Annotated in this window: 29 protein-coding genes; 12 read left to right on the forward strand and 17 right to left on the reverse strand. The window is 38.9% G+C overall.

Annotated elements, in window-relative coordinates; all coding sequences use genetic code 11:
- Nucleotides 1-4: 4 nt before the first annotated feature.
- From ACHJH3_RS02280 to ACHJH3_RS02335, 12 genes are all read left to right on the forward strand, one after another.
- Nucleotides 5-289 (forward strand): YlxR family protein, encoded by a 285-nt coding sequence (locus ACHJH3_RS02280; protein ID WP_407063414.1) that lies wholly within the window; start codon nucleotides 5-7, stop codon nucleotides 287-289.
- Nucleotides 255-2,939: a translation initiation factor IF-2 gene (gene infB, locus ACHJH3_RS02285; protein ID WP_407063415.1), complete on the forward strand. Its 2,685-nt coding sequence runs from the start codon at nucleotides 255-257 to the stop codon at nucleotides 2,937-2,939. The genes ACHJH3_RS02280 and infB overlap by 35 nt, the downstream gene beginning before the upstream one ends.
- Nucleotides 2,936-3,307, forward strand: a complete 372-nt coding sequence (gene rbfA / locus ACHJH3_RS02290) for a 30S ribosome-binding factor RbfA (protein ID WP_172200852.1) — start codon at nucleotides 2,936-2,938, stop codon at nucleotides 3,305-3,307. Before infB ends, rbfA begins: the two co-directional genes overlap by 4 nt.
- A complete protein-coding gene (gene rimP, locus ACHJH3_RS02295; RefSeq protein WP_407063416.1) occupies nucleotides 3,294-3,722 on the forward strand; it encodes a ribosome maturation factor RimP in 429 nt (142 codons plus the stop codon). The genes rbfA and rimP overlap by 14 nt, the downstream gene beginning before the upstream one ends.
- A 153-nt stretch (nucleotides 3,723-3,875) precedes the next feature.
- Nucleotides 3,876-4,778 carry an acetyl-CoA carboxylase, carboxyltransferase subunit beta gene (gene accD / locus ACHJH3_RS02300; protein ID WP_407063417.1) on the forward strand — a complete coding sequence of 301 codons (903 nt, stop codon included), beginning with the start codon at nucleotides 3,876-3,878 and terminating at the stop codon, nucleotides 4,776-4,778.
- 3 nt (nucleotides 4,779-4,781) lie between these two features.
- Nucleotides 4,782-5,237, forward strand: a complete 456-nt coding sequence (locus tag ACHJH3_RS02305; protein ID WP_172200861.1) for a 23S rRNA (pseudouridine(1915)-N(3))-methyltransferase RlmH — start codon at nucleotides 4,782-4,784, stop codon at nucleotides 5,235-5,237.
- 9 nt (nucleotides 5,238-5,246) lie between these two features.
- Nucleotides 5,247-5,603: an RNA polymerase-binding protein DksA gene (gene dksA / locus ACHJH3_RS02310; RefSeq protein WP_172200864.1), complete on the forward strand. Its 357-nt coding sequence runs from the start codon at nucleotides 5,247-5,249 to the stop codon at nucleotides 5,601-5,603.
- Between the two features lie 9 nt (nucleotides 5,604-5,612).
- Nucleotides 5,613-6,614: a LapA family protein gene (locus ACHJH3_RS02315; RefSeq protein ID WP_407063418.1), complete on the forward strand. Its 1,002-nt coding sequence runs from the start codon at nucleotides 5,613-5,615 to the stop codon at nucleotides 6,612-6,614.
- Complete coding sequence (locus ACHJH3_RS02320) at nucleotides 6,611-7,537, forward strand: tRNA dihydrouridine synthase (RefSeq protein ID WP_407063419.1); 927 nt, start codon at nucleotides 6,611-6,613, stop codon at nucleotides 7,535-7,537. The genes ACHJH3_RS02315 and ACHJH3_RS02320 overlap by 4 nt, the downstream gene beginning before the upstream one ends.
- Nucleotides 7,538-7,540: 3 nt before the next feature.
- A complete protein-coding gene (recO, locus tag ACHJH3_RS02325) occupies nucleotides 7,541-8,155 on the forward strand; it encodes a recombination protein RecO (RefSeq protein WP_172200873.1) in 615 nt (204 codons plus the stop codon).
- 76 nt (nucleotides 8,156-8,231) lie between these two features.
- Complete coding sequence (locus ACHJH3_RS02330) at nucleotides 8,232-8,729, forward strand: hypothetical protein (RefSeq protein ID WP_407063420.1); 498 nt, start codon at nucleotides 8,232-8,234, stop codon at nucleotides 8,727-8,729.
- A gap of 16 nt (nucleotides 8,730-8,745) precedes the next feature.
- A complete protein-coding gene (locus ACHJH3_RS02335) occupies nucleotides 8,746-9,480 on the forward strand; it encodes a hypothetical protein (protein WP_407063421.1) in 735 nt (244 codons plus the stop codon).
- Nucleotides 9,481-9,655: 175 nt separating this feature from the next.
- Here ACHJH3_RS02335 and ACHJH3_RS02340 read toward each other — a convergent pair whose 3' ends face one another.
- The 17 genes from ACHJH3_RS02340 to ACHJH3_RS02420 form a co-directional block, all read right to left on the reverse strand.
- The gene (locus tag ACHJH3_RS02340; RefSeq protein WP_407063422.1) at nucleotides 9,656-10,405 is read right to left on the reverse strand and encodes a tRNA 2-thiocytidine biosynthesis TtcA family protein; all 750 of its coding nucleotides are present in this window, start codon (nucleotides 10,403-10,405) and stop codon (nucleotides 9,656-9,658) included.
- Nucleotides 10,402-11,085 carry a 5'-methylthioadenosine/adenosylhomocysteine nucleosidase gene (locus tag ACHJH3_RS02345; protein ID WP_407063423.1) on the reverse strand — a complete coding sequence of 228 codons (684 nt, stop codon included), beginning with the start codon at nucleotides 11,083-11,085 and terminating at the stop codon, nucleotides 10,402-10,404. Before ACHJH3_RS02345 ends, ACHJH3_RS02340 begins: the two co-directional genes overlap by 4 nt.
- The gene (fabD, locus tag ACHJH3_RS02350) at nucleotides 11,082-12,008 is read right to left on the reverse strand and encodes an ACP S-malonyltransferase (RefSeq protein WP_407063424.1); all 927 of its coding nucleotides are present in this window, start codon (nucleotides 12,006-12,008) and stop codon (nucleotides 11,082-11,084) included. Before fabD ends, ACHJH3_RS02345 begins: the two co-directional genes overlap by 4 nt.
- A 9-nt stretch (nucleotides 12,009-12,017) precedes the next feature.
- Nucleotides 12,018-12,665: an FKBP-type peptidyl-prolyl cis-trans isomerase gene (locus ACHJH3_RS02355; RefSeq protein WP_407063425.1), complete on the reverse strand. Its 648-nt coding sequence runs from the start codon at nucleotides 12,663-12,665 to the stop codon at nucleotides 12,018-12,020.
- Between the two features lie 60 nt (nucleotides 12,666-12,725).
- Nucleotides 12,726-13,625, reverse strand: a complete 900-nt coding sequence (locus ACHJH3_RS02360; RefSeq protein ID WP_407063426.1) for a hypothetical protein — start codon at nucleotides 13,623-13,625, stop codon at nucleotides 12,726-12,728.
- A gap of 6 nt (nucleotides 13,626-13,631) precedes the next feature.
- On the reverse strand, nucleotides 13,632-14,153 hold the full coding sequence (locus tag ACHJH3_RS02365; RefSeq protein WP_169942757.1) for an OmpA family protein: 522 nt from the start codon (nucleotides 14,151-14,153) through the stop codon (nucleotides 13,632-13,634).
- A gap of 63 nt (nucleotides 14,154-14,216) precedes the next feature.
- Nucleotides 14,217-15,491 (reverse strand): Tol-Pal system protein TolB, encoded by a 1,275-nt coding sequence (gene tolB, locus ACHJH3_RS02370; RefSeq protein WP_407063427.1) that lies wholly within the window; start codon nucleotides 15,489-15,491, stop codon nucleotides 14,217-14,219.
- Between the two features lie 14 nt (nucleotides 15,492-15,505).
- On the reverse strand, nucleotides 15,506-16,339 hold the full coding sequence (locus ACHJH3_RS02375) for a TonB C-terminal domain-containing protein (protein WP_407063428.1): 834 nt from the start codon (nucleotides 16,337-16,339) through the stop codon (nucleotides 15,506-15,508).
- Nucleotides 16,332-16,724 (reverse strand): biopolymer transporter ExbD, encoded by a 393-nt coding sequence (locus ACHJH3_RS02380; RefSeq protein ID WP_169942763.1) that lies wholly within the window; start codon nucleotides 16,722-16,724, stop codon nucleotides 16,332-16,334. The genes ACHJH3_RS02375 and ACHJH3_RS02380 overlap by 8 nt, the downstream gene beginning before the upstream one ends.
- Nucleotides 16,724-17,299, reverse strand: a complete 576-nt coding sequence (locus ACHJH3_RS02385) for a MotA/TolQ/ExbB proton channel family protein (RefSeq protein WP_407063429.1) — start codon at nucleotides 17,297-17,299, stop codon at nucleotides 16,724-16,726. Before ACHJH3_RS02385 ends, ACHJH3_RS02380 begins: the two co-directional genes overlap by 1 nt.
- Nucleotides 17,299-17,694 (reverse strand): ATP synthase F1 subunit epsilon, encoded by a 396-nt coding sequence (gene atpC, locus ACHJH3_RS02390; protein WP_169942766.1) that lies wholly within the window; start codon nucleotides 17,692-17,694, stop codon nucleotides 17,299-17,301. The genes ACHJH3_RS02385 and atpC overlap by 1 nt, the downstream gene beginning before the upstream one ends.
- A 17-nt stretch (nucleotides 17,695-17,711) precedes the next feature.
- On the reverse strand, nucleotides 17,712-19,109 hold the full coding sequence (atpD, locus tag ACHJH3_RS02395) for a F0F1 ATP synthase subunit beta (RefSeq protein ID WP_169942768.1): 1,398 nt from the start codon (nucleotides 19,107-19,109) through the stop codon (nucleotides 17,712-17,714).
- A gap of 15 nt (nucleotides 19,110-19,124) precedes the next feature.
- Nucleotides 19,125-20,009, reverse strand: a complete 885-nt coding sequence (gene atpG, locus ACHJH3_RS02400) for an ATP synthase F1 subunit gamma (protein WP_407063430.1) — start codon at nucleotides 20,007-20,009, stop codon at nucleotides 19,125-19,127.
- 9 nt (nucleotides 20,010-20,018) lie between these two features.
- Entirely contained in the window at nucleotides 20,019-21,536 is a 1,518-nt protein-coding gene (gene atpA / locus ACHJH3_RS02405; protein WP_173031585.1) for a F0F1 ATP synthase subunit alpha, read from the reverse strand.
- A gap of 13 nt (nucleotides 21,537-21,549) precedes the next feature.
- Entirely contained in the window at nucleotides 21,550-22,080 is a 531-nt protein-coding gene (locus ACHJH3_RS02410) for a F0F1 ATP synthase subunit delta (protein WP_407063431.1), read from the reverse strand.
- The gene (locus ACHJH3_RS02415) at nucleotides 22,080-22,589 is read right to left on the reverse strand and encodes a F0F1 ATP synthase subunit B (RefSeq protein WP_169942776.1); all 510 of its coding nucleotides are present in this window, start codon (nucleotides 22,587-22,589) and stop codon (nucleotides 22,080-22,082) included. The genes ACHJH3_RS02410 and ACHJH3_RS02415 overlap by 1 nt, the downstream gene beginning before the upstream one ends.
- A gap of 9 nt (nucleotides 22,590-22,598) precedes the next feature.
- Nucleotides 22,599-23,021, reverse strand: a complete 423-nt coding sequence (locus tag ACHJH3_RS02420) for a FoF1 ATP synthase subunit B' (protein WP_407063432.1) — start codon at nucleotides 23,019-23,021, stop codon at nucleotides 22,599-22,601.
- Nucleotides 23,022-23,099: the final 78 nt, after the last annotated feature.

Genomic DNA, 23,099 nt, shown 5'->3' on the forward strand with positions numbered 1-23,099 from the left:
AATAATGACTCAAAATTATATTCCTATCAGGATGTGTGCGGTGTGCAAAACTCGCTTTAACCAAGCAAATTTACGCAGATACCGCATAATCGACTCTTCACTTTTTCATGGCAAAGGAAACGGTAGAAGCTTTTATATATGTGAAGATTGTTTGATAAAAGATGAAAAAATTTTAAAAAAATCGCTCGGTAGAGTAGCGGGGAATTTTATCGCTACTCTGCAAAATGGGCAAAATTTAAAGGAGATACTCTTAAATGGCGAATATTCGGATTTCAGAGATAGCAAATGAACTTGGCTACAACAGCAAAGAGGTACTGGAAAAAGCTATCGAACTAGGACTAAAAGTCAAAACTCACTCAAGCGGAGTTACGCCCGAAGAGGCTGAAGCGCTATATACTTTTGTTCAAACGGGAGAAATTCCTGAAAGCTTTCAGCAAAAGCCCGAAAAGAAAAAAGCAGAGCCTAAAAAATCAGCATCAAAAGCGCCAAAAGAGAGTAAAGAGACAAAAAAAGAGACAAACAAAACAGAAAAAAAAGATACTAAAAAAGAAGAAAAGCCAAAAGAAAACAAGAGTGAAGATAAAAAAATAGAAACCCCAAAGAGCCAAAAACCTAAAAAACCGGAGCCTGTAGCGGTAAAAGAAGATACCGAAGAGCCGGCAAAAGAGAAGGAGGCTGCAAAACAAGATCCTATAACAGCTCCTCAACCTAAAGAGAGCTTGGCTGACGTAAGCTTACAAAAAAGACGCGGGCTTATGATAGTTAAGAAAAAAAGAGATGAAGCTCCTGCGCCAAAACCCGCAAGAGAGGTAAAAGAGCCGAGCGAGCCTGCTAGAAATTTAGAAAGTATGTTTGCTTTTAGCGACGGCGAGAGCATAAAAAAGAAGAAAAAAGAGAAAAAGCCTGTAATCGCAACCAAAAAAGACGGCGCTCAAAAGGTTGATTTGCTCGGTGACAGAGATCTTGGCGATATAGTTTTAGAGGATGAAGACGTAGTGGTATTACCTGATTTTTCGGTAAGAACTCCGGCACCTCAACCTACTCAAAAGACTAAACAAACTAATACCTTCAAACCTGCGCTAAACAACTCAATCGGTTCATTTTTAGAGCAAGGTATCGGCAGACGACCAAGAAAGAAACACAAAAAATCCTCGCGCGATAACTCAAATAAAGAGATAATCGACTCTGTAAATATACCAAAAGAGATCCGCGTATATGAATTTGCAGAGAAGATAAACAAACAGCCAAGCGAGATCATCGGTAAACTGTTTATGCTAGGTATGATGACTACCAAAAACGACTTTTTGGACGAGGATGCGATCGAAATTCTAGCCGATGAATTTGAAATTGAAGTAAATATCGTAGATACTCAGGAAGAATTTGACTACGTAAAAGCTTACGAAGAGCAAGTCGATGATACGAATTTGACCGAAAGAGCGCCGGTTATAACGATCATGGGACACGTTGATCACGGTAAAACCTCGCTTCTTGACTACATTAGAAATTCACGAGTCGCATCTGGAGAAGCGGGCGGCATAACTCAGCACGTCGGCGCTTATATGGTAAATAAAAACGGCAAAAATATCACATTTATAGACACTCCGGGACACGAAGCATTTACAGCTATGCGCGCAAGAGGAGCGAAGATAACCGATATAGTTATCATCGTGGTTGCAGCAGATGACGGCGTAAAACCTCAGACAAAAGAGGCTGTAAGTCACGCAAAAGCAGCAGGTGTTCCTATCATAATCGCCATAAATAAAATGGATAAAGAAACCGCAAATCCGGATATGGTAAAAACCGAGCTTGCAAATCTTGATATACTACCGACCGACTGGGGCGGAACGTATGAATTTGTGCCGATATCGGCTAAAACAGGTATGGGTGTCGAAGATCTGCTTGAAATAGTACTTTTGCAAGCGGAAATTTTGGAGCTTAAAGCTAATGCAAAAGCAAATGCAAAAGCAACTATCGTAGAAAGCTCTCAACAAAAAGGTCGCGGTTCGGTCGCAACCATCATCGTTGAAAACGGTACGTTAAAAGTAGGAGATACTGTTGTAGCAGGAGTGGCTTACGGAAAGATAAGAAGCTTGCTTGATGACAAAGGCAGAAATTTAAAAGATATAAAACCTGGAGAATGCGGTGTCATCATAGGACTTAGCGAAATTCCGGAAGCTGGTGAAACTTTAATAAGCGTAAAAACAGATAAAGAGGCGCGAGAATACGCTCAGAAAAAAGCCGAATACTTACGCCAAAAAGAGCTTTCAAAATCAACGAAAGTTACTATCGAAGAGCTTAGCGAAAAGATAGCCGAAGGCGAGTTAAAAACACTTCCTGTTATCGTAAAAGCCGACGTTCAAGGTTCGCTTGAGGCTATTAAAGCAAGTCTTGAAAAGCTTAGAAATGACGAGATAAAAGTAAATATCATACACTCGGGCGTAGGCGGTATCACTCAAAGCGACGTGGCCCTAGCTCAAGCAAGTGAAAACTGCGTGATTTTAGGATTTAACATCCGTCCAACAGGCGAGATAAAAGATAAAGCCAAAGAGAGCAAGGTCGAGATAAAAACATACAACGTAATTTACAATCTACTTGATGATATAAAAACACTACTCGGTGGTCTTATGTCGCCGATCGTTCGCGAAGAACAGCTCGGTCAGGCTCAGGTTCGCCAAGTTATCAATGTGCCTAAAATCGGTGCTATCGCAGGCTGCCTAGTAACCGAGGGCACTATCAACAGAGGCGCTAAAATCAGACTTATCAGAAATGGCGTAGTCGTTCATGAAGGCACCGTAAGCTCGCTAAAACGCTTTAAAGATGATGTTAAAGAGGTAGCCAAAGGCTATGAATGCGGTGTTGGCATTGAAGGCTATAACGACATAAGAGAAAACGACTATATCGAAAGCTTTAAAGAAGTAGAGGAACAAGCCACTCTATGAATCCGACCGAGATAAAACGACTAAGAACTCAAAGCGTGCTTAAAGAGCTAATCCCTGAAGCTCTTGCCACTCTTGAAGATAGTATTTTGCGTGGTTTATGCGTAACGGACGTAGAGTGCAAAAAGGGCAGATACGACGCATTTGTATATCTTGACAAGATGGCTTTTGACGAGCACGAGCAGGCTTACGTTTTAGAACATCTAAAAAGAGTTTCAAGATATCTGCAAAATCACTGTATGGCGGCTGAAGGCTGGTATCGATGCCCAAATTTTCATTTCAAATTTGACGATAGGCTGGAGTATCAAAATCATATAGATAGTCTTTTTGATAAAATTTCAAAGGATTTAAACAAAAATGCAAAATCTTGAAAAACTTATAAAAGAGTGCGGTGTAGAGCTTTACGATACTGAAGTTGCAAACGAAAACGATAGAACCATTTATAGAATTTACATCACAAAACAAGGCGGAGTAAGCTTGGATGATTGCGAAAAAGTCTCTAGATTGCTATCTCCGATATTTGACGTAGAGCCTCCGATAAGCGGGGATTACAACCTTGAAATTAGCAGTCCCGGACTTGAAAGAAAACTTGAAAAACCAAGCCACTTCATCACAAGCGTTGGGGAACTAGTCAAAATTTCAGCCACAATAGACGGCGAAAATAAGAAGCTAAAAGGCAAATTATTATCCGCAAACAGCGAAGATATAGAGCTTGAATGCGAAGATCAAAAGTTCAAAATCAAAATTTCAGACATAAAAAAAGCCAAAACATATTTTGAGTGGTAAATTAAAATTTGCTGCTCAAATTTAAATTTACACTTTCAACTCTACAAACATTCTAAATTTACATAAAAACAACCCTAAAACACTTAAACATAAGCAAACACAATGTTAAATTTGGATATAATCGCATAATTTTCATATATAAAGTAGGTAAAAATGAGCTTTTTAGATATTTTCTCCAAAACCAGAAAAAAACAATCAGCTCCGAGCGAAGCTCCTGCACACTGGATCAAATGCGATAGCTGCCACTCGCTTATGTATTATAAAGAGGTTGAAGCGTGCTTTAACGTATGTCCAAAATGCGGCTATCATATGCGCCTAAAGCCTGAAAGAAGGATAGAGATGCTCTGCGATGCAGGCAGCTTTGTAGAATTTGACACAGAACTAAGACCTGTCGATCCTCTTAAATTCGTGGACAAGAAATCATACAAAAAACGCATAAGCGAAAGCGAAGAAAAAACTGGCAGAAGTAGCGCCGTGATATGCGGTGAAGCCAAAATAGACGGCATGGACGCTCAACTAGTAGTCTTTGACTTTAGCTTTATGGGCGGCAGTCTCGGCTCGGTTGAAGGCGAAAAGATAGTAAGAGCCATCAAGCGCTCACTGGATAAAAAGCAACCGCTCATAATCATCTCCGCTTCAGGCGGCGCAAGAATGCAAGAAAGCACATTTTCTTTAATGCAGATGTCAAAAACCTCGGCAGCATTAAGGCTGCTTGATGAAGCCAAAATCCCTTACATTTCAATCCTTACCGATCCTACCATGGGTGGAGTTAGCGCCAGCTTTGCGTGGCTTGGCGACATCATCATAGCTGAACCTGGCGCACTTATCGGCTTTGCGGGTCAAAGAGTTATAAAGCAAACCATCGGTTCTGATCTACCTGAAGGATTTCAAAGATCTGAGTTTTTACTAGAGCACGGTCTAATTGATGCGATAGTTGAAAGAAGAGAGCATAAGCAGTTTATCGGCGATATGATTAGGCTACTTACGGATATCAAGCCCGAGCAAAAACAAGCGCAAGATGCACAGATAATGCAAAAGGACGAGGTGGAGGAATAAGGCTTGGAAATTTCGGTATTTTCCATACAAAAATCCAAGCAAGACAGCTTTGAAAGCGAGATAAAAGAGTATATCAAGATGTCGTCTAAATTTGCCAAAATTACCGATACCGTCATATTTAACGACAAAATTGCAAAAGCTCAAAGCAAAAGCAAAGAAGAGTCGTTAAAAGCTTACGATGAAGCATATGAGCCAAATTTAAAGGGCTTTTGTATCGCACTTGACGAAAGAGGAGAGCAGATGAAAAGCGAGGAATTTGCCAGAATTTTTGCCAACAACTCTCAAATTTCACTTTTTATCGGCGGAGCTTACGGATTAAGCTCAAATTTTAAGCAAAAAGCCGACAAAGTAATTAGTCTAAGCTCTATGACAATGGCTCACAAGATAGCCAAACTTATGCTCTTTGAGCAAATTTTCAGAGCGCTTTGCATAAATGCAAATCACCCATATCACAAGTAAAGGAAGTAGATGCGCAAAAACGATCTAGAGTTTTTTAAAGCACTTTTAGAAGAGAGAAAGATACAGATAAATAAAAATATAATCGATGCAAGCAACGAGATCGCAGGGCTTAGAGGAAGCGGCGTAAGCGATGAATTCGATATCGCTTCGGTAAATGCCGATCAACTCATAGAGCAATCAATAAACGCTCAACAAAGACAAGAGCTCATCGAGATAGATCTGGCGCTTAGTAAAATTTTTAATAAAACCTACGGAGTTTGTGAGATGTGCGAAGAAGATATAGGTCTAGCTCGCCTTAAAGTAAAACCTCACGCTAGATACTGCATAGTTTGCAGAGAGATAGTGGAAAAAACATCTAAAAAATAAGGAATCATCATGAAAACAAGACGTTTTATAGTATATAGCGTGATATATATAGTCTTACTTGGCATTTTGGTGTATTCAATCGACTCTTCTGATCATACTTTCGGGCTTCTTGGCTACTCATTTACTATGCCGCTTGCGCTTTGGGTAGTGCTGCCGGTGGCGTTTTTTGCGATTCTTTGCATAGCACATATCGCATATCACGGCTTTGAAATTTATATGTTTAAACGCTCCATAAAACGCGATGAAACTCTTTACAAAGAGCTTGCCAGAGAGGTTTTGCTAGGGCTTGATACAAATAAAGATTTTAAAACAGAGCTTTACAAAGCTCCTTCGCAAATTACTAAAATTTTATCTCCTTGGGGCAAACACAAAGACGAAGCTATTAGCGACGACGAGCTTGAAAGCGTTGCAAAAACAGTAAAAAATATACTAAATGGAGAAGTTGTCGATCTTAAGAAATTTAGACTGCAAAGCACAAATTCCCTCTTTATACAAAACGAGCTAAATAAAATAGAAAAAAATTCAACCTATTTCCTTGATGTGCTTAAAGACTACAAAGAGATAAATGATGAAATTTCTAAAAAAGCCAATGAAAAGCTTATTGCAACCGGCAGTTTTGCAGACATCAAGAAATTTAATTTCTCAAAGAGCGCAGAAGAGACCATGACTATACTTGATCGCTTCGTAAAAGATGAGATTGTTATAAGTAATGATGAAATTTACGAGCTTCTTGATAACTTTAAAATTTCAAAAGCTCAGTATAACAACTCTGCAAAAATTCTAATAGGCAAGATAACTCCTGACGCTCTTATAAATATATTTGAGAAGTTAAAATCATCTCATGCCGATGCCGAAGAGGCGTATTTGTATCTGCTATTTGAGTTTCAAATGCTTGATAAAGTGCGTGAAATCACAGAAAATTCGGACGCAAGCGAATATCAAAACATCAAAATTTTGATGTATCTTAGAGAAAACGGCAAGCTAGTGCCTGAAAATTTGCTCTTTAGATGATAGACTTTAGCTTAAAGCCTATCTTTTTGGCTCCTTTGGCAGGTTTTTCCGATCTGCCTTTAAGGAGCGTGGTCAAGCGTTTTGGATGCGATGTAACGGTTAGCGAGATGATAAGCGCAAACGCACTTGTCTATGAAAACTCGGATAAGACGCTTGAAATGCTTAAAAAATCCCCAGAAGAAACTCCATATATCGTTCAAATCGCAGGAAGCGATAGCGAGATCATTAAAAAAGCTGTCGAGATTATAAATAAATTTGAAGGAATAGACGGCATAGATCTAAACTGCGGCTGTCCTGTTCCAAAAGTAGTCAAGCAATGCGCAGGCTCGGCACTTCTAAAAGATATAGATAATCTCAAAAAGATAGTAGAAACGATAAAAAAAACTTCAAACAAAAATATGCTAAGCGTTAAAATGAGGCTAGGATTTGACGAGAAAATTCCTGAAATTTTAGCTTTAGCGGCTGAAGATGCAGGGGCTGATTATATAGCTTTTCACGGACGAACAAGAGCGGGCGGATATACGGCAAAGGTTGATTATGAGGCTATAGCAAGAGCCAAAAGTGCGGTTAAAATTCCGCTAATCGCAAACGGAGATATCAGCGAGAAAAACGCCGAGCAGGTTTTTAAACTAACAAATTGCGACGCTATAATGATAGGCAGGGCCTGCATAGGCAAGCCTTGGGTATTTCACGAGATCAAAAGCGGTCAAAGCGTAACTAACGAGCTAAAGCGCGAGATAATCCTAGCTCACTTTGACGCTATGCTCTCTCACTACGGCGCTCACGGAGTGTCGATATTTCGCAAGCACTTGCACCAATACTCAAAAGGCATAGAAGGCGCAAGCGCATTTAGAGACGAGATAAACCGCATCAGCGACGCTTTTACAATGCGCGAAAAGATAGAAGACTTCTTTAAAATTTAAATTATGCAAGGCTACATAATCCACACGCAAAAAGCCAAAGAAGAAGACCTTATCGTCTATATTCTGACAAAGGATCTGCTTATAAAGTGCTACCGATTCTACGGAGCGCGCCACGCTAGCGTTATGCAAGGCTTTAAGATAGATTTTGAGCTAAACGAGAGTGCAAATTTTCTCCCGCATCTTAGAAGCGTGCTACATCTTGGCTTTAACTGGCTTGTCGTGCGCGAACGTCTGCTCATATGGCAACAGTTTATGCGCCTGTTTTACGCACATTTAAAAGATGTCGAGCATATAGACGAGATATATTTTAACCAAGCTGAAATTTGTGCCCAGAGATTTCTCAAGCAAAATCCAAAACGTTTAATCATCGAAAGCTATGTGCGAATTTTAGAGCACGAAGGAAGACTTCATGACGAGCTTGCTTGCTTTATCTGTGATGAAAAGATCGAAGATAGCCTATCTTTAACTCGCGGATTTTTGCCCTCTCATACGCATTGCGCGGGAAATTTTAGCTTTGAAGCGGAGAAAATAGCTCATCTTTTTAAAGATAAATCAACTATCCTCCTAAACGATGAGGAAGTTAACGAACTATACACCATCATCTTGCAAGGGTTTTAATTAAATCAAACGGTTAATTGGCGATAGGCAAACCGCCCTTTATGCTAAAATTTGACAAATTAATAAGGAGATAAATTTGAATAACTTTAGATACATCCTAATCCCCCTTACAATATCCATCATAGATCTTTTATCTATCTTTTATCTTTCTGATATTAAATTTAGTTCAAAGAAGTCAAATTTCACCATAACCCAAGATACCAAGATAGATCCAAACTCCGAGCTAGCTAAATATGTAACCCAAGAAGAGATAGATGACTTTGTGTTTAGATACTGGGATATAGATGATGAGATACAGTATACAAATAAACACAGAACCGAAAACGAAACATTTAAAAAGTTAAGACTTCTACTAAAAGCAAAAGACACAAATGGTGTTTTAAATTTTATCAAGGATAATAATTTAAGCGTTGACGTAAACATGACATATAATCTTACTCCTTTAATGTATAGCTTATTTTATGATGATGATATAACTGCCAAAGAGCTTATAAACTTAGGAGCTAATCCTCACGCACAAGATAATTATAAACTAAGCCCTTTAAGCTTACGCTATATAAAACAACTCAACTAAGACAGCTAAACTGCTTTTGGATAGCGGGGTAAAATTTGAAGAGGTTAAGGCGGTGCAGTATTATATCGACCCTCCATTTTATAACCTAATAGATAAACTAATAATAAGCGGAGATGATATAAAAATTATCTATCAAGAAAACTATGTAAAAAACAAGGATTCAAAAGATGCAAATGACCCAATGGGGTATATAGTAGCTCATAATTATGTAGAGTTGGCACAAATAGTATTAGAAAGTGGATATGTCCCAAAACTAAGGAAAAATCCTATTAACGGCTTGCCCGGCATCAAAGACGGCTCTAATGTAGAGCGTTCGGTATATCATGTGTTTGATAAGATTCCAAACTATGAGAGTATGCTTGAGCTTCTTTTAAAATACGATGTAGTAGGACAACCCACTAAAGAGGAGTTAAAGGAGGCTTATGATTGGTGTCATGAGCAATATATACTTAGTATTTTATCTGCATATACTATAGATGATAACTTAACATATTATTTAAGATATGAGAATTTTACTAAAAATATTGAACAAGAGTATTGCTCTAAAAAAGACTCGACATTTGAAGTAAAAACTTTTTTCAAATGGGCAAATAAATATAGAAAAGCACAAGCGCTAGAAGACATTATATTCTCCAAGGATAATGGAAAGATAGTTTTCAAAGATGGGCAGGACAAATATATTGTTAAACCATACAAAAAATTAACATCAGATGAGATAAAAAAGATAGTAGATGAAGAGTATAAAAGATGATCTTTAAAAATCCAACCGATACGATGTATAATAAAATTAAAAACATCAAGGAGTAAAAGTGTCAAATTTCAACAAAGAAAAGTTTATACAAGATAAATTTCTAAACACTTTTCACTTACTAACTGCAGTGTTTAGCAAAATTTACTAATCAAATTTGTAGATAAGATAAAGAATTTTACTCACTAAATTTAAAAAACGTATCCGAATGGATATTTTCAAATGCCGATTTTAACGAAACGAAAAATTTTGGATTTTCGCTCTCTAAATTTGCCAGCATCGCTTTAGTTTCGGCTCTTGCGCGAGGCGATTTGCCACCGTAAGCTTTAGCTGGACAGCTCTCCTCTTCGTTCATTATCGGAAGCTCGTTTTTAATCGCACAATCGCGAATTTGACGCTCACGCACAAGTATAAGAGGTCTAATGATATCAAGTCCGTTTTCAGCCTTATATCTTGGAGCCAAAGTCCTAAGCGCGCCGTTATAGGTAAAGTTCATGAAAAAACTCTCTGCTGCGTCGTCAAGATGATGTGCAATTGCAATTTTATTAAAGCCGTTTTCAAGAGCATAAGTATAGAGATAGCCCCTACGCATACGACTGCAAAAGCTGCAAAATGTCGTATTTTCACGAATTTTTTCTCTACCGAATTCAAAAATTTGCGTGTCAATGACTTTGTAAGGAATTTCATGCAGTTTAAAATGCTCTTTTATAGGCTCAAGATTTTCGCCTATACCGTAAGTTACGGTAACCGCTTCAAACTGCCAATTCAGCGGACTGACCGAGCAAAAATGCTTAAGCAGATGAGCAAGCGTCATGCTATCCTTGCCACCGCTTAGGGCGAGTAAAATTTTATCGCCCTCCTCAAACATCTTGTATTTCGCATTCGTCTGACCGACTATGCGAAGGAGCTTTTTGCTAAGCTCTATCATAACTCCTCAACCATAGCCAGCACAAAATCCGCACTTACATTGGCTGAGCTTTGCAAAAACTCATCAAAGTCAAATTCGGCACCACCGCCCGCCTCATCGCTGATCGCACGAAGGATAAAAAACGGCACATCAAGACTTTCACAAACCAAAGCCACGCTAGCACCCTCCATTTCAGTCGCATCGGCTTTAAAAGTAGTCTTTATCCACTCTTTACGCTTGCCGCTGCAAACAAACTGATCGCCTGTAGCTATGATACCCTCAAGCAAATTTATGCCTTTTGCTTTAGCGATCTTAGCTGCAAGAGCATTTAAATTCACATCGCTTTTTACAAAGATACTAGTGCCGGGCACATAGCCGTAAGGATGGCCAAATGCCGTGATATCAAGGTCGTGCTGTACAAGCGAGCTGGCATAGAGCATGTCGCCTATCTTTAAATTTTCATTCAGCGCGCCGGCAACTCCGGTAAAAAGAAGCTTAGTAGCGCCAAATTTCTCAATCATCACGGTAGCGGTCAAGGCTGCATTTACCTTGCCTATCTTTGAATAAGCGATAACCAGCTCTTTGCCTTTAAAATTTGCCAGATAAAAGGTATTGTTTGCGTGCTTAACCTCTTTATAATCGCCCAAAACCTTTAAAAGCGGAGCGATCTCCTCTTGCATAGCCCCTAAAATCGCTATCATTTACTCTCCAAAATATTTATAATCTCATCTAAGCTTTTCATATCCGTAACCGAGTATGTCGGCTTGTCGGTTATCTTTTTGTTTATGCCTTTTAGTACGCTTGAGCCAAATTCGATGAAAATTTCAACCTCGTCTTTGAAATTTTCTATACTTTGCTTATAAAGCACAGGTTTAACCAGTTGATCTTTAAGCAAATCAAGAGCTTCGTCTTTGCTGCTGTAAGCCTTGGCCGTAACGTTTGAAATGACATCGGTAAAATTTAGCTTTAAAGTGGCTTGCAAGCAAGAAACTAATCCCTCGCTAGCGCTTTTTAAGATTGGGCAGTGACTAACTACGGACATATTAAGAGGCATAACTCGCTTTGCACCGGCATCTTTAAATGCATTTTCAAATTTAGCCAAATCCTCTCTGAGCCCCGCCACGACGATCTGCCCGTCGCAGTTGTAGTTGGCTGCGTAAATTTGAAAGCCGTCTTTTTGCCCGTTAGTGCAAATTTCCTCGACAACCTCATCTTTTAATCCTAAAATGACGGTCATTGAAACGCCTTTGCCCGCACAAGCTTCTTGCATGAGTTTGCCGCGAATATTTACAAGCTTAATTGCGTCCAAATAATCAAAAGCACCATTTACAGCTAGTGCGCTAAATTCTCCAAGGGAATGTCCAAGACTAAATTTAGGCTGCAAATTTAGACGCGAAGAAAAAGCCATATAGCACATAAGTGAGTTTAAAACTATGGCAGGCTGAGTAAATTCGCTCTTGCTTAAAAGTTCATTTTCACAAAAAAGCAAATTTGCAAAATCTATCTTAAGCGTATCGCTTGCATTTTGCAAAAGCTCTTTTGCACAGCTAAAATTTTCATAAATTTCTTTGCCCATCCCGGTGGCTTGAGAGCCTTGTCCCGGGAATATAAAAGCTGCTTTCACTACTATTTCTTAATGATGTTTTCCGCAGCAACCGCCACCATGCTCATCGTGATGAGCTCCGCCGCAGCACTCATCGTCCTCATGATGGTGACCGTGACCGCCGCAGCAACCGCCTTCGCCGTGATCGTGGTCATGATGTCCGCCTCCGCAGCAACCGCCACTTTTTTTACCGTGACTTCCACAACCGCAAGCATGCGCTTGAGCTACTACTCCCGTTGCGATTTCATCCTCGGTAGCATCTCTTACTTCGGTAACTTCAACATTAAACTCAAGATCTTTGCCCGCATAAGGGTGGTTAAAATCAACCGTAACGTCATCCTCTCCGATTTTAGACACGATTACGCGAACGTTTGAGCCGTCTTCGCCTTGACCGAAAAGCTCCATGCCTTCTTTTAGCTCAATTCCTGCAAATTGCTCTTTCGGTAACGTTTGAAGCGCTTTTTCATCATATAAGCCGCAAGCTTCGGCAGCTTCAATAACGATATTTTTTCTATCGCCTGCTTTAAGAGCACTAACCTCTTCTTCTAATTTAGGAATGATATGTCCGCGTCCTGTCAAAAATGAAATTTGACTTCCTGTTTGCATGTTTGATTCTAAAATTTCGCCTGTTTTTGCATCTTTTAGCTCATAAAACATAGATATAACTTGATCTTTCACATTTTCTCCTACAAATAAAATAAATGTGATTATACCTGAATTTTATTAATCTAAATTGACTTATCTATCAGGCGAAGCTTTAGCTTCTTTGCTCTCCGGATATCCTAGTTTAAGAGCTTTGTAGAAACGATTTGCGCTTGCAGTATCGCCGATCTTATCAAAGCTGATTGCGGTATGATACAGTAACTTTGGAGTGTAATCAGCCTTATCGTAAAGCGATATGCTTTGCTGATAGTATTTTATAGCATTATTGTAGGCTTTTTGTTGGTATGAAATTTCGCCAAGGTAGAAATTTGCAGCGGCAGGCTTTTGTCCTTCTTGTATTAGAAATTCATATCTTAACTTTGCATCCTCAAATTTGCCAGATTCAAACAATTTCTTTGCATCAGCCTCTATATCTTGAAGTTTTTGTTTTTTAAAATCATCCGAAGGCTTCTCTTTTGAAGTGGGCTTTAATTGTTCTTTAGCAGATATATTCGATATAGCCTTGTCAAATTCTTCTTTTGGAATATAATTCGCATTTATCTTATCTATGATAGAACTTAAATCTTTTAAAACTTTTGTAATTTTTTTATTATTAGCCTCTTCTATATTGCGACTCTCTTCAATGTATTTTCTTAAAGAATCGATACTAGATTCAAGGCTTTCTTCTCCTGAAATTTTATTCTCAAGCTCCTCTATTCTAGCTTCCAATCTTGCTATACGAGCATTTATTCCTCCAACTAAGCTTTGTATGCCCTCTATTCGCTCTTGAGCACCGCTCAAGCTAGATTCTACGTCATTCATATTTCTACTTAAATTTTCTACTTTTTGCTTGTTTTTAAGTAGAGCTTTTTCATTGTCGGTTAAACCGTAAGGGTTTGCGCTATCTAAATTTCCGGCATCAAATACCGAAATTTCAGCAGAGTAAATAATGGTGGCTCCCATAAGAAGAGCCGCTAAATTTTTAAAATTTGTCATAATTGATTATGGAAGCACTTTAAATTCAGCACGTCTGTTTTGCGCGTCGCAAGCTTTTGTTTTGTCTGAACACACAGGATTGCTCTCGCCGTAGCTTACAACCATAATTCTATCGGCTGAAACACCTTGTTTTACAAGAGCGTCTTTAGTAGCTTTAGCTCTTTTTAGACCAAGAGCGTAGTTATACTCGTCTGTTCCCCATTCGTCGCAGTTGCCTTCTACTTTGATAGTTAGGCTTTGAGCTTCTGATTGATTAAACAAACTTGCATTTGTATTTACGACCGGTTGCATATCGCTTTTGATATTAAATTTATCAAAATCGAAATACACAGTCTTGACTTGCCCTTCTATCGCAGATAGCAACTGTTGCAATCTATCACTAGAGCTCATCATAGTATCCGTAGATGAACCCATCATACCCATGTTTTGATTTGAGTCTGCGCTCATATCTACTTCAGGGTTTTTAGAGCTACAACCGCTCATGAATAGCGCTGCAACAACAGCGGAAGCTAAAACTACTTTTTTCATATTAATCCTTTTACAAAAATTTCGGTGATTATATCATAAATTTTAAAATAAACTTTAACGAACCTACCAATCAATTGATTGAATTTTTCCTATTTTTAGCGGAAATTGAAAACTTTTATTTTCATTGACACGAATTATGCCAAGAGAACTCTGGCCGCCAAGCTCTTTGATAAACACTACGCTTTGTCCGTCACTTGAAAATCTCGGATACAAATTCTTGCCGCTTGCGGTAAGTTGTCTTATATATTCTGTCTTTGTCGAGATAAGATAGATATTAAAGTCTCTAGTTCCAAATTCACTCTTGGTGTCTTCTCTGCTTGAATAAACTACATAGTTTTGATATGCACTTACGGAGTTGTTGTTTTTACCGTGATATACCATCTGCTCAACCGCTCCGCCATTTACGTTTTGAGAAAAGATATTTGGATAGCCTAATCTATCCGATACAAAAACAACCTTGCTATCGTGATCGACAAAATTTCCGTTTACGTCAATACCGCTGTAGTTTGTTATCTGCTTAAGCTTTTTTGAATTTAGATCATAGATGTAGATATCGGGCTGATCCTGAGGAGCCATAGTAAGAAGTAGCTTATCTCCGCTCTCGCTTACATCAGAAGCCACAAGCATGCCGCCTGAAGTCTCTAAAATTTTAGTTTTTTTGCCTGTTGCCAGCTCAAATTTATAAAGTACTAGCTTTGTGCCGCTGTAGTCAGAGTAGTAAAACGCACTTTGATCGACTCCCGACCATTTAGGAAATATATTTAATCCGCCGCGAACAATTACTTTTTGATATGTTAGAGTATAGTCGGCCACTACGATTTCGCTTTGTTTTGAGCCTGTTCCTTTGGCAAATACGATAAATTTCTCCATCCAATTTACAGGAGGCATTTTTAGCTCATTTACAAGCTCGACTATAGCTTTGTGCGCCAAAAACGGAAATTTGGCTCCGTCATCCATAGTGTAAGCACGCTCGTATTGTGTAGTAGCGGTTTTGGCATTTATTAGCTTTACTTTGAGTCTAAGCGGAGTTGAAGGAGAGCCTTCAAGTGCGTATCTAAAAATCAGTTGTGCGCCCTTTTCGCTCATCACGTTTGTGTTTGAATCCCCTTCGTAGCTGCTTTGGATGTATTCATCAACCACTTCAAAATCAGAACTTACCTTTAAATCTCCAAGCATGATCTTGTGAAATCTGCTTTTAAACGCTTGATCGCTAACCATAGTCGTCGCATCTTGCAAAACGATTTTAGGAAGCGCAAGTCCTTTATTTACGATGGCTATCGTTGCATCTGCAGCAAATAAGCCGATAGCTAGGCTTATTAATAATACAATCTTTTTCATCTATCCTCCGTTGTTTAATTTTCTATTTTATCCAATAATGTTGTTTCAAAAACAAATGGCCTTCCTAATTGAGAAGGCGGAAATTTTTCAAATGTCATCTTTTGCAAAAATTCTCTTACTTTATCGTTAAATTCACTATTATATGACAGCTGTTTTATATTGTAACTAAAATTTCCGTTGACATCTATACTGATCTCAACTTTAGCATTATCATTAGAATCAGCTTTATATGCCGTCCATTTTGTCTCTAAAATTCTGCTTATTTCTCCAGCATAAGGATTGTACTCGCCAGTCCTTTGCGATTTTGGTGTCTTGGCTACTTTGTCAAGCTGCAAAGAATTTATCACGTCACTTGCGGCTTTTGACTCTTTTTTTGCCTCTTTTTTTTCAGGTTTTATCCTGCTTTGATCTTTTGGCGTCTCTTTTTTCTTAACCACCTTATCCTCTTTTAGCTTTGAAGTGTCGATGTCTTTAAAGAGATCTTTTAAATTTGGCTTTTCTTTCTCAGCAGGTTTTGACTCAGGCACTACTTCAGGAATAACCTCAGGCTCTACAGGCTTGTTTGTAGTATCGGGCTTTGACTCCTCTTTTGGCTCTTCAACCTTTTTTTCAGGCTCTTCACTCTTTACTACTTCTTCTTTTTTTTCAGGTGCTTTTACTACTATATCGGGCTCACGCTCGACTATCGTAATGTCCATAAAAGCGTCTTTAGTATCGGTATATCTTTTTGCTTCTTCCTTAAAATAAGTAAGCTTGACGAAAATTCCGACTATCATACAAATATAAAGAACAAAAGAGAGTATAAAATAATTAAAAGTATTGAAATTTGGCTTTAAAATTTTATCCATTAGTTTGAAGTGCCACCTTTGTAAATCCGGCATTTTTAATGCTTTTTAAAACAAACATAACATCATCATAAATCAAATTTTTATCCGCCTTTATATAAACCGGCGAATTTTTATCATATTTTGCACCAAGCAAGACGATATTATCGGGAAGCTCTTGCAGACTCATAGTGCTTTGATCTATCCTTACTTTTCTTTGCGCATCAACGATTACCATGAGATCCTTTTGCATGGCGGTCGATGACTTGGTCTTTGAGCCGTCAGGAAGCACTATCTGCTCTTCGTAGATAATCGCAGGAGTAGTCACCATAAGGATAGCTAAAAGCACGAGCATAATATCAACTAGCGGAGTGATATTTAGCTCGGGAGTCTCTTCAAGATTTATCATTAAAATTCTTCTTTACTTGCTATGAGTATGTCGGCTTCTCGCCTGATTGTACTCATAAGTTCGTAAGCTTTTCTTTTAATTAACAAGTTAAATGTATATGCCGGTATCGCTACGAAAATTCCCGCTCCCGTTGCAACCAAAGCCTCACTGATAGCAGGAGCGATTACACCAAGGGATGAGTTGCCGCCTTGCCCAAGCTGTGAAAACGTCTCAAGGATAGAGACAACAGTTCCAAAAAGCCCTATAAACGGGGAAGTAGAAGCGATGATAGCAAGCCAAGTAACTCCGCTTGTAGCGTTTTTTTCGGCTATGCTGATACAAATTCCAAGCTTTTCTTTGCTTATTCTGCCTGAAGCGCATTTTTTAAGAGCCGAGTCATTGCTAAGAGTTTTAGCACCCATAAGCAAAGACTCAAGCGAGGCATTTTCTCTTCTTTGCCAAAGACCAAGCCCTACCATACGAGAAAAAAGTATGGTAAAGCTCATTATCAGATACAAAGAGAGCCAACTAAGTACAAAAATAGTTATAAAACTACTTCGTGATGCATAGTTTAAAAATATATCAAGCCCAGCCACTATTTTACTTTCGCTCTAGCCATGCTGTCTAGCTTTGATACTGTCGATGCAAAGGCATTTGTATCGCTACTCATACTTTGAATCAACTCTTTGGCTTTTTCTAGAGAGTTTGCTATCTCTCCTTCTGAATTTCCGGAAACATATACGGCTCCGTCGGCAAGCACAACAGCCTTACCTTCATCGATTTTGACATAACCCCAATTTATCGCCACTACATCGTGGTTTTTATCTTCATCTTCAATGTCAATAAGTCCAGCTTTTAGCAAAGATATCAAAGATGCGTGTCCCGGAAGGACACCAAATTCGCCCTCTGTACCCGGAAGCACCACACTCTTAACATCATTTGAAAAAACTAGACCTTCAGGCGTTACAATCTCTAAATGCAATTTATTCATTAAGATTCCTTTTAAATTTAGCCTTTAAGTTTTTCAGCTTTTTGCATTACCTCGTCGATATTACCTACCATATAAAACGCAGCTTCAGGAAGATCGTCATATTTGCCGTCTAAAATTCCCTTAAATCCGGCAATGTTTTCTTCTAGGCTTACATATTTTCCAGGGCTTCCTGTAAAGACTTCAGCAACAAAGAATGGTTGAGATAGAAATCTCTCTATCTTTCTTGCTCTATCAACAGTTACCTTATCTTCTTCGCTAAGCTCGTCCATACCAAGGATCGCAATGATATCTTGAAGGTCTTTATATTTTTGCAAAACAGCTTGAACACCACGCGCAACTCTATAGTGATCTTGTCCTAAAATTTGCGGATCAAGCATACGTGAAGTTGAGTCAAGCGGGTCAACCGCAGGATAAATTCCCTTCTCTGCAATAGCACGGTTAAGAACCGTTGTAGCGTCAAGGTGAGCAAAAACTGTCGCAGGAGCAGGGTCTGTAAGGTCGTCAGCTGGAACGTAAACAGCCTGAACAGATGTAATAGATCCTTTTTTAGTTGATGTAATTCTCTCTTGGAATTTACCCATTTCGCTTGCAAGCGTAGGTTGATAGCCAACCGCTGAAGGGATACGTCCAAGAAGTGCCGACATCTCTGCACCTGATTGAGAAAATCTAAAGATGTTATCAATAAACATAAGAACGTCAAGTCCCATCTCGTCACGGAAATATTCAGCCATAGTAAGACCTGTTAGCGCGATTCTGTTTCTTGCTCCCGGTGGTTCGTTCATCTGACCATAGCATAAGGCAACTTTATCCAAAACGTTGGATTCTTTCATCTCGTGATAAAGGTCGTTTCCTTCACGAGTTCTCTCACCAACACCTGCAAATACGGAATAACCGCTGTGCTTAAACGCAACGTTGTGGATAAGCTCCATAATAATAACTGTCTTACCAACACCGGCACCACCGAATAGTCCTACCTTGCCACCTTTTGCATAAGGAGCAAGAAGGTCAACTACCTTAATACCTGTTTCAAAAATTTCGCTTTTTGTGCTTTGCTCTTCAAACGCAGGAGGATCGCGGTGGATAGACCATTTTTTATCAAAATCTACGTTTTCGCCCTCATCGATAAGATCGCCGATAACGTTAAAAATTCTACCCAAAACTTTCTCGCCGACAGGAACAGTTATAGGTGCTCCAAGCGCAACAGCCTCAAGACCACGAGTTAGACCCTCACTCATATCCATAGCGATGGTTCTTACGCGGTTATCCCCAAGATGGGCCGCGACTTCAAGAACTAGCTTGTTTTGCTTGCCTTCCACTTCATAATTTACTTCGATAGCTTCATTTATCTTTGGCAAATAGTCATTGAAATCGACATCGACCACAGGGCCCATTATCTGACTAATAACACCTTTCATTCATTCTCCTTTTTATTATTTCATTGATTCAACGCCACTGATAATCTCGATAAGCTCAGTGGTAATAGACTCTTGTCTAGCTTTGTTATAAGCTAAATTTAACTGACGAACACGCTCTTTTGCATTATTTGTCGCATTATCCATTGCTTGCATTCTGGCACTATGCTCAGCCGCAAGAGAGTCGACAAGCGCGTAATACATGCTGTACTCGAAGTATTTTTCAAGCAACTCGTCTAAAATTTTGTTGTCATTTTCAGGCTCAAATTCCATCAAAGAATTTGTATCTACTTCAACCATTTTAGGTGGCTCAACAGGCACAATGTCATTTATGCGAATTTCTTGAGAAATCATATTTTTATAGCCGTTATGAACAAGAATTACTTTATCGGTAACTCCGTTTATAAAGTCATTTACCGCATCTTTTATGACGCTTTGAGCTTTTTCATATGTTGGCGATGAACTAACTCCGACATAAGTCTGAAGCAGATCAATGCCTTGGAAGTTGAAAAACTCAATGCCTTTTTTGCCGACGGCTCTAAGTCTAATTTTTACTTTTTTGGCTTTAAATTCATTTATCATTCTTCTTACAGTTTTGATAGTTTGGATATTAAAACCACCACAAAGTCCCTTATCAGCGGTAACAAATATGATATCAACCTTCTCTACATTCTCTTTGATGTCAAAGAATTTACTCTCCGCATTTACCGAGCGATACTGGTTGATCTTATAAGCTATCTCCGATAAAACTTCATTGATCTTAAGCGCATACACTCTTGACTGGCGAGCGGCCTCTTCTGCTTTTCTAAGTTTAGCAGTAGAAACCAGCTTCATCGCGCGAGTCGTCTTTTGAGTATTTTGGACGCTCTTGATCTTTCGTTTTATATCTTTTAAATTTGACATATTTTAGCCTTAGTTAACAGCAAATGTCGCTTTAAAATCTTTCAGCGCTTTATGTAAAAGCTCTTCAATCTCTTTATCAAGCACTTTTTTAGTTCTGATTTGTTCAAAAATTTCAGGATATTTTGCTTCTATATATGGATATAGTTCAGACTCAAATTTTGTAACGTTTAAAGTAGCTATATCATCAAGATAACCCTTCGCTCCGGCAAAGATTAGCACAACTTGGTTCTCAACAGGAAGCGGACTATAAGGAGGCTGTTTTAGGACTTCAACCATTCTTTGACCGCGCTCAAGCTGCTTTCTCGAGCTTTCGTCAAGATCGCTTGCGAACTGAGCAAACGCTTGAAGCTCGCGGTATTGCGCAAGGTCAAGTCTTAGGTTACCTGAAACTTGCTTAATAGCTTTAATCTGAGCAGCACCACCGACACGAGAAACAGATAGACCGACGTTAATCGCAGGGCGGATACCTGAGTTAAATAGATCCGACTCAAGGAAAATTTGACCGTCCGTAATAGAAATAACGTTTGTCGGAATATACGCAGAAACGTCACCGGCTTGAGTCTCGATAATAGGAAGCGCGGTAAGCGATCCTCCACCTAGCTTGTCATTTAACTTACTTGCTCGCTCAAGAAGTCTTGAATGAAGGTAAAAAACATCACCCGGATATGCTTCACGACCCGGAGGACGGCGAAGAATAAGCGACATTTCGCGGTATGCTACGGCGTGTTTTGAAAGGTCATCATAAATGATTAGCGCGTGACGTGAATTATCACGGAAATACTCGCCCATAGTTACACCCGCATAAGGAGCAAGGTACTGAAGCGCGGCAGCGTCAGATGCGCCGGCATTTACAACTATCGTATAATCCATTGCACCGTATTCTTCAAGCTTTTTAACAACTTGTGCAACAGTTGATTGTTTTTGTCCGATAGCTACATAGATACAAACAACATCTTGTCCTCTTTGATTAATGATAGTATCTATAGCAACCGTTGTTTTACCTGTTTGACGGTCACCGATGATAAGCTCACGCTGTCCACGGCCGATCGGCACAAGTGCGTCGATAGCTTTGATACCCGTTTGAAGCGGCTCATGAACTGATTTTCTAGCCATGATACCTTTTGCTTTTTCTTCAACGAATCTTGTTTCACTCGCGTCAATCGGACCTTTTGCATCAATCGGCTCGCCAAGAGAGTTTACAACACGTCCGATAAGCGCGTCGCCGACAGGTACACGAAGAAGTTTTCCAAGGCGTTTTACGGAACTTCCTTCTTTAATGTTGTCAGTTTTACCAAGGATAACGATACCGACACTACTCTCTTCAAGGTTAAGAGCCATGCCCTTTTCGCCACTTTCAAACTCAACCATCTCACCGGCCATAACATTTTTTAGTCCGTAAACATTAGCAACACCATCAGCTACCGAGATAACCTTGCCAGTCTCTTCAACATCAACGTTTAGATCGAAATTTTCGATTCTTTCCTTGATGATAGCGCTAATTTCATCTGCTTTTATTTTTGCACTCACGCTTTTTCTCCTTTTAAATTGCTTTTAATATATATTCAGTCATTTGGGCTTTGAGTCTGTCGATAGAAAAACTCGCTTCCACACCCAAATCGTCCAACTCGATTTTTATACCGTTATAATCACTCTTTATGGCTTCAAGCATAATTTTTGCATCAAATCTCTTTGAAAAACTCTTCTCAAGTTCCTCGATTTGAGTTGCGCTGATATCAAAATTGCCATAAATTTTACCTCGATACACATTATCTATGCGAGCTTTTTGAGCCATTAGCTCAGCTACGATCGCAGGCAAAAGTTCAAGACGCTTGTTTTCTCCAAGCAACTTGATAAAATTCGTAAATTTAGTATCTGTTTCATCAACAAGCGATAAAATAAATTTCACTTTTTCGCAACTTTTAACATTGGGCGAGATTATAATATTCCTAAATTTATGAATTTTAAACGCATTTGCAATAACATTTAAGCTGTCTATAAATTTCTCAAGCTCGCTCTTGCTTAGCTCAGCCATCAGAGCTTTGACATATTTTTTTGCTATTAACTCTTTCATTAGCCAACCTTCTTAAGCACGATATTGACAAGTTCGTTTTGATCTATTTTCATACTATCGCTTGCGAAAATTTCATTCAAAACTTCTCCAACCACGACTTTCGTCATGCGTCTTCTTTCGAATTCTTTCTGCTCTTCAAAGCTCTTTTCCATATTCAAAAGCTCTTGATTAGTTTCGTTTTTGATCTTTTCAGATAGTATCATTGCCTCTTTTTTGGAAGTTTCAACAAGACTAATCGCATTGCTTTTAGCCTCCTCAACCCTTCTTAAGGCATCGTCTTTTTTGACTTGCGACTCTTTAAGCTTCTTTTGGATACCGTCAAGTCTATTTGCTATGCTTTGTATTCTGGCTTTATAAGCGTTTTTGATAGGAGTAGCGATGAAGTAGTATAAAATTCCAAAGAATAAAACAAAGTTGATAGTTCTCGCTACGATATCATAGCCATTTCCGCTAGGTTCGCTTGCGGTAAGCAAAAACGGAATAAATAAAACAAGATAAAATTTCTTCATATTTACTCCTTAAATTTTCGCAAGTTTAGTTTTAAGAACATTTTTAAGATCAGGAAGTTTTGTAACCAGATCCGCCTTAAACTCATCTTTTTGAGTTTGTAAATTTTGCATGAATGCCTCATAATCAGCCTCTAAAACAGCGCGTTTCTCGCTGATTATCTTAGCCGCGCTCTCTTTTGCCGCACCCATTGCGTCTTGCTTTATCTTGCCTGCTTCGCTTCTAGCAGCCAAGATAATCTGCTCAATCTCAGCCTCATGAACGCTAAGATCGCTCGTGTTTTTACTAGCACTCTCTTCGTCATTCCTGATAGCTTCGTTCCTCGCATCGATAAATTTGAGAAGCGGCTTGTAAAGAATGTTGTTTAAAACAAAGATAAGCCCTAGAAAAACAACCGCCGTTAGTAGAACTAATGGCAATTCGATTTCTAACATTAAATCTCCTTATGACAATTATGATTTTATTACTAAAAAACAAAAATCGCACTTATTTTACAATATGTTAGGAAAAAA

Origin of the sequence: Campylobacter canis (genome assembly GCF_045504005.1) — a bacterium.
In the GTDB taxonomy this organism is placed as follows: domain Bacteria; phylum Campylobacterota; class Campylobacteria; order Campylobacterales; family Campylobacteraceae; genus Campylobacter_A; species Campylobacter_A canis.